This window comes from Corallococcus praedator, from assembly GCF_003612125.1.
In the GTDB taxonomy this organism is placed as follows: Bacteria; Myxococcota; Myxococcia; order Myxococcales; family Myxococcaceae; genus Corallococcus; species Corallococcus praedator.
In genome coordinates, this window is sequence record NZ_RAWI01000522.1 from 1 (window position 1) to 5,498 (window position 5,498).

Here is a 5,498-nt window from a genome sequence, read left to right on the forward strand (position 1 = left end):
CTCTTCGTCGGACGCTTCGTCCTCGTCAGATGCCTCTTCGTCGGACGCTTCGTCGTCGGACGCCTCGTCCTCGTCCGACGCCTGCTCTTCGTCCGAGTCCTCTTCGTCGTCAGACGCCACCGGCACGCCTCGGTCGGATGAGGACCGGGACACGGTGGACGGCGAGCGGCGCGTGCTGACGCTGGCGCGCTACGCGGCGGATGGGACCCGGGCCTGGGCGAAGGAGTTCGAGCGCAACCGCCTGTCGGACCTGCGCGTGGCGGGCTCCACGGGCGCGGACGGCGCGGTGTTCCTGTCCGGCAACGCGTTCCTGTACCCGGCGGACTTCGGGTTGGGCGAGGCGCAGGACGGCTTCCTGGTGAAGTTCTCCGCAGACGGCGCTCCGGAGTGGCAGCGCCGCGCGGGGCAGAAGGTCTACGCCGTGGTGGCGGACGCGGCCGGTGGCGTGGTGGCCCTGGGCGAGGAGTGGACGACGGAGGCCCACACCCCGCAGCTGGTGCGCTACGCGGCGGACGGTGCGGTGCGCTGGACGCGGACGTTCGACGGCGCGGCGGAGGGCACGCTGCTGTCGGCGGTGGCGCTGTCGGCCACGGGCACGTCGGTGGTCGCCGGAAGGCTGGTGGGCCCGGTGACGCTGGACGGGCGCACGTTCGACGCGGAGGGCACGGGCGGCTTCGTGGTGCTCGCGTTCAACGCGGACGGGGCGCTGACGTGGGGCCGCGAGGTGCCGGGTGTGAACGGGCGCGTGGGTTCCGTGTCGGTGGGCGCGGATGGCACCGTGGCGGTGGCGGGCGAGGCGGTGGGCCTGCTGGTGTGGAACGGGACGACGCTGGATGAGGGTGGGCCGTTCGTGCTCACCGCGACGGCGGACGGGCAGGAGCAGTGGGCGAAGCAGCCCACGTGCGGTTCGGCGTCGGTGGGTACGGTCGCCGCGGTGGAGTCCACGGGCCCGGTGGCGGTGGCGTGCGGCAACACGCTGACGCGCTACGCGGCGGACGGGGCGCTGCTGGGCGCGAACACGCTGGCGCCGGAGTCCTGCACCAGCGGGACGTGTTCGCTGGCGACGACGACGCTGGTCGCGGTGCCGGGCGCGGGGCTGGTGGTGTCCGGCTGGCAGCGCGATGGCGCGGGTGCTGCGTGGAACCAGGATGCGTTCCTGCGGCTCGTGACGCCGTGACGTGAAGCGGTAGCGAGGGTGGCACCTGGAGTCCCCGGGTGCTCCCGCGCTTCAGGATGTGTTGAATCCCAGGGGCATCGGGGGCCGCGTCACCACGCGACCTCGATGCCTCCGGTGTTCTGGGCCCAATCGGTGATGGCGCTGTCGCGCGTCAGCAGCGGCAGCCCGAGTCTGCGGGACGTCGCCACGATGAGCCGGTCGAAGTGGTTCCGGTGCTCCCAGTCGAGCCGGGCCGCCTCCCGGACATCCGCTTCGCTCATGGGTTCGTGGACCAGCTCCGGGCGGGCGATGTCCGCCCACCATGCATCCAGCGTGGTGGGGAATCGCAGCCTGCCTCCCTGCGCGAGCAGCCAGGTCTCCAGGACGACCGGCGCCGGCACCACCAGGTAGCCACGCCCCTGCTCGAAGGCCGTGAACGCGCGCTTCGCCTTCGGCCCGAGTTTCTGGAGCTGGTCGCCCGCGTAGAAGAGCAGGGCGTTCGTGTCGAGCACGTAGCCCTCACTCAAAGTCCACCGCCTCCGCCGAGGCCAGGGCCGAGTGCTGGAGTTGTTCGCTGGGGCTTTCCCCCGGCGCTTCCAGGTCGCCCACGATGCGCAGCGAGCCGCGCAGCTTCGACTTCCGCTTGCGCGAGGGACGCGACTGTCGCTCCGCCTTGAGCAGGGCCTCCAGCCGCGCGGGCGCGATGAGGTACGCCTTCAATTCATCGTGCACGGTGATGGCGGTCAGGTGCCGCTGGGAGGCGGCTCGCTGCACGAGCGCGCTGAGCTGACTGCGCGCCTCGCTGAGCGGGATGCGCTGGATGGCCAGCGTTGTCTCCGTCTCCTCCACGGGAACGGCTGGCGGTGAGGCTCGCTTGTTGGGAGAGGCCTGTCGCGCACTCGCGGGGCGGGGCGGGGTGCGTCGGCGGTGTTTGCTGGCCATGTTGTACAGATAATATGGACAGGTCTGACACACCATGCGGCCTGGGTGTCAGGCCGCTGGCGTGCCCAGCTTGAGGTCCTGGTTCAGACCCGCGTCCCTGCGCACGCGCCAGATGTACTGGTCCAGGAAGTAGTGGTGCAGCGCGAAGCCCCAGATGAACCCCTCCATGAAGTCGCGCAGCGTGAGCCCCGAGCCTCCCAGCGCCACCTTCGTGTCGAACGCGCCGCAGCCCGGATGCACGCCCATGCCGCAGCCCAGCGTCCGGTACGCCACCGTGAACGCGAGCCCGCACAGCGCGTAGATGATGAACCGCTGGCTCACCCTCGGCGCCCAGCCGAACGCCGCGCGGTCCACGCCGTCCGCGTGGTAGCGGTTGCGGTGAAAGAACCAGACGATGCCGTGGTACTGCACGTTGTGGAACGCCGTCACCGCCACGGTGAACATCAGGAAGTCCATCCGCCGCGACACCGACGGCCAGAATACCAGCGACGTCAGCCCCAGCGCCGCGCCCAGCATCAACAGCTTCGGCCCGTTCACCCCGCGCCCCGTGCGCCAGCGCCACACCTGCCGGACCGCGAGCACCCCCACCACCGCGAGCACCAGCGCGAAGCATGCGTGCGCCGCCGCCGTCTCCCACGTCGGCTCCGCGGGCAGGCCCAACCGCCGCCGCGCTCCCGGGTGCGTCAGCGCGAACGCCACGAACGGCGCGAGCAGCCCCACGTACAACGTCAGGCTGTCCAGCCGCCGGTCCCACGCGTCCTTCTCTCCGGCCTTGCGCTGGTAGAGCACCATGATGCCGTAGTGCTGCCGCACCACGTGCCAGTACGCCCAGAGCGCCGCCAGCGTCACGAACACCGCGAACGGCCAGCGCTGCCCCAACAGCACGGAGAGCCCGAACACCGCGGGCCCCGCCGCGAACCAGCCCAGGCTGCCCCACAACAGCCGCGCCCGCGCCTTCCGCTCGCGCGCGTCCAGGTACGTGCGCGACACCGTCGCGAACAGGTGCGGCCCGTCCAGCAACAACACCCACGCCCACCACAGCGGCGGCCCGCTCACGCCGCCGAACACGTGCAACGCCATCAGCGCCAGGCTCGCGCCCAGCCCTCCCACCGTGGAGAGCAGGTCATGCCGTCGGTCCACCAACCACCGCGCGTGGAGGGGAACCGGAGCGAACTGGGGAATCGCTTGCATCAGGGGACTCCCGTCCGGCGGACCCGGACTTCCTCGTTCAGGAAACGAAGTCCCAGGATAGCCGGGACATACAGGTAAGTCGTAAGCGCACCTGGGCTCCCGGAGGGATGGTGGACGGCCGACCGAGAGACCAGAACCCCCTTGAGGGAAAGGCCCTGTGCCGCGACAGTGCCGACCCATGGATCAAGGTCGGCGTACCACGGACCGCAAGTCGGTCGGTCTGTTGGTGAAGCTCAAGCATGAGTCCGTGGGGAGCTTCACCGAGGAGTTCGCCACCAACCTCAGTCCGGGCGGCATGTTCATCCGCTCGCGCACGCCGCAGCCGGTGGGCACGCCCGTGCGTTTCGAGGTGCAGATCGCCAACGGTGTGCGCGTGCTCCAGGGCAGCGCCACCGTGCGCTGGGTGCGCGAGGTGAACGACCCCGCCGGTCCTCCGGGCATGGGGTTGCAGTTCCTGGAGCTGGACACGGCGAGCCGCGCGCTCGTGGAGCTGATGCTCCAGCGCAAGCCGGTGGCCGGGGCCGCGCCGGTGGCTGCCGTGGCGCCGCTGCCGTCCATCGCGCCCATTGTCGCGCCCGTCGCCGCCGCACCGCGCCCCGCCGCTCCGCAGCGCCCCGCCGTGGTCGTGCCCCCCGTCGTGCCTCCGCGTTCCGCGCCGCAGGCCCCGGGCGGGGTCGCGCTCGATTCGCTCTTCGACGACATCGAGGCGCCCGCGAGCGCGCCTCCTCCGGCGGATGAGCCGTTCTCCTTCGGATCTCCGGACGAGCCGTTCTCGCTGGGGTCTCCCGAGGACGAGGACAGCCTTCCGCTGGCGGACACGTCCAACGACGTGGACATCCCGCTGGATGAGCTCATCGCGGGCACGCCGCCGCCCACCGTGCAGGGTGTGCTGACGGACGGTGATGAACCCCTGCCCGGGCTCGATTTCGAGTTCGAGGTTCCGATAGGGGATGCGCCCATCGCGATGGGTGAGCCGCTCGACGAGGCGCCCATCGACATGGGCTTCTCGGTGGAGGATGACGGATCGTCCCCGGCCTCCGGTGACGCCGGCGGGTTCGAGCTGGACATGTCCGATGCGTTCGAGCCCGCGCCGCCTCGCGTCGCGCCGGCTCAGCCCGTCGCACCGCCGCCCGCCGTGAGGCCCCCGCCGCCGCCCGTGGCTTCGCTCCAGACGTCCGGTGGCAGCACCGAGTTCGAGCTGGACATGTCCATGGACGACGGCCCGCTGGAGCTGGCGCGCGAGCCCGCGTCCTCGCCCGGACGTCACCGGCCCATGCCGCTGGGGCGCGAGCCCGCGTCCTCGCCCGGACGTCCCGGTGCGCCGGGACTGGGACGTGAGCCCGGCTCCGCCGCCGGACGTCCCGGTGCGCCGGGACTGGGACGTGAGCCCGGCTCCGCCGCCGGACGTCCTGGTGCGCCGGGACTGGGACGTGAACCCGTGTCTTCAACGGGTCGTCCGGGTGCGCCGGGACTGGGACGTGAGCCCGGCTCCGCTGCTGGACGCTCGGTGGCTCCGGAGATGTCCCTGGAGCCCGGGTCCTTCGGTGGCCGTCCCGCCGCACCGGGGCTGGGACGTGAGCCGGTGTCCACGACGGGGCGCCCGGCCGCGCCGGGACTCGGGCGCGAGCCCGGCTCCGCCGCCGGTCGTCCCGGTGCGCAGGAGCTGTCTCGCGAGCCCGGATCCGTTGCTGGACGTGGGGCTCCCGGCTTGTCGCGTGAGCCTGCGTCCTCGGCAGGTCGCACCGCCGCGCCGGGACTGGGGCGCGAACCCGGCTCCGCCGCAGGACGCCCGGGTGCACCGGAGATGTCCCTCGAGCCCGGCTCCTTCGGCGGCCGTCCCGCCGCTCCGGGACTGGGACGTGAGCCCGGGTCCGTCGCCGGTCGTTCCCCAGCGCCGGGGCTGGGACGTGAGCCCGGCTCCGCCGCCGGACGCCCGGGTGCGCCGGAGCTGTCGCGTGAGCCCGCTTCCGCGACGGGCCGCTCCATCGCGCCGCCCATCCAGCCCCTGACTCCGCCCGCGCCCACGAAGGGCTCCGGAGGCAGCACCGAGTTCGACTTCGACTTCTCCATGGACGAGGCCCCGCTGGAGCTGGCGCGCGAGCCCGTGTCCTCCGGGGGCCGTCCCGCCGCGCGGCCCGTCGCCCCTCCGCCGCAGGCGCGACCCGACGTGCTTCCTCCGTCCGTGCGTCAGGCCCCTCCAGCCCCCGTC

5 protein-coding genes are annotated in these 5,498 nt (G+C 72.5%); 2 read left to right on the plus strand and 3 right to left on the minus strand.

Going from position 1 to position 5,498, the window contains the following annotated elements; genetic code table 11:
• Positions 1–154 precede the first annotated feature (154 nt).
• Complete coding sequence (locus D7Y13_RS37775) at positions 155–1,177, plus strand: hypothetical protein (RefSeq protein WP_208734532.1); 1,023 nt, start codon at positions 155–157, stop codon at positions 1,175–1,177.
• An 89-nt stretch (positions 1,178–1,266) separates the two neighbouring features.
• On the opposite strand, the gene D7Y13_RS37780 is transcribed toward D7Y13_RS37775, so the two are convergent.
• From D7Y13_RS37780 to D7Y13_RS37790, 3 genes are all read right to left on the minus strand, one after another.
• Entirely contained in the window at positions 1,267–1,668 is a 402-nt protein-coding gene (locus D7Y13_RS37780) for a type II toxin-antitoxin system VapC family toxin (RefSeq protein WP_158620446.1), read from the minus strand.
• Between the two features lie 7 nt (positions 1,669–1,675).
• Positions 1,676–2,005, minus strand: coding sequence for a type II toxin-antitoxin system Phd/YefM family antitoxin (locus D7Y13_RS37785; protein ID WP_158620445.1), 330 nt, complete (start codon positions 2,003–2,005; stop codon positions 1,676–1,678).
• 141 nt (positions 2,006–2,146) lie between these two features.
• Positions 2,147–3,289, minus strand: coding sequence for a hypothetical protein (locus D7Y13_RS37790; RefSeq protein WP_120585044.1), 1,143 nt, complete (start codon positions 3,287–3,289; stop codon positions 2,147–2,149).
• A 178-nt stretch (positions 3,290–3,467) separates the two neighbouring features.
• Here D7Y13_RS37790 and D7Y13_RS37795 point away from each other — a divergent pair.
• Positions 3,468–5,498: TIGR02266 family protein (locus tag D7Y13_RS37795; protein WP_120630967.1), on the plus strand; the 2,031-nt coding region annotated here is incomplete at its 3' end.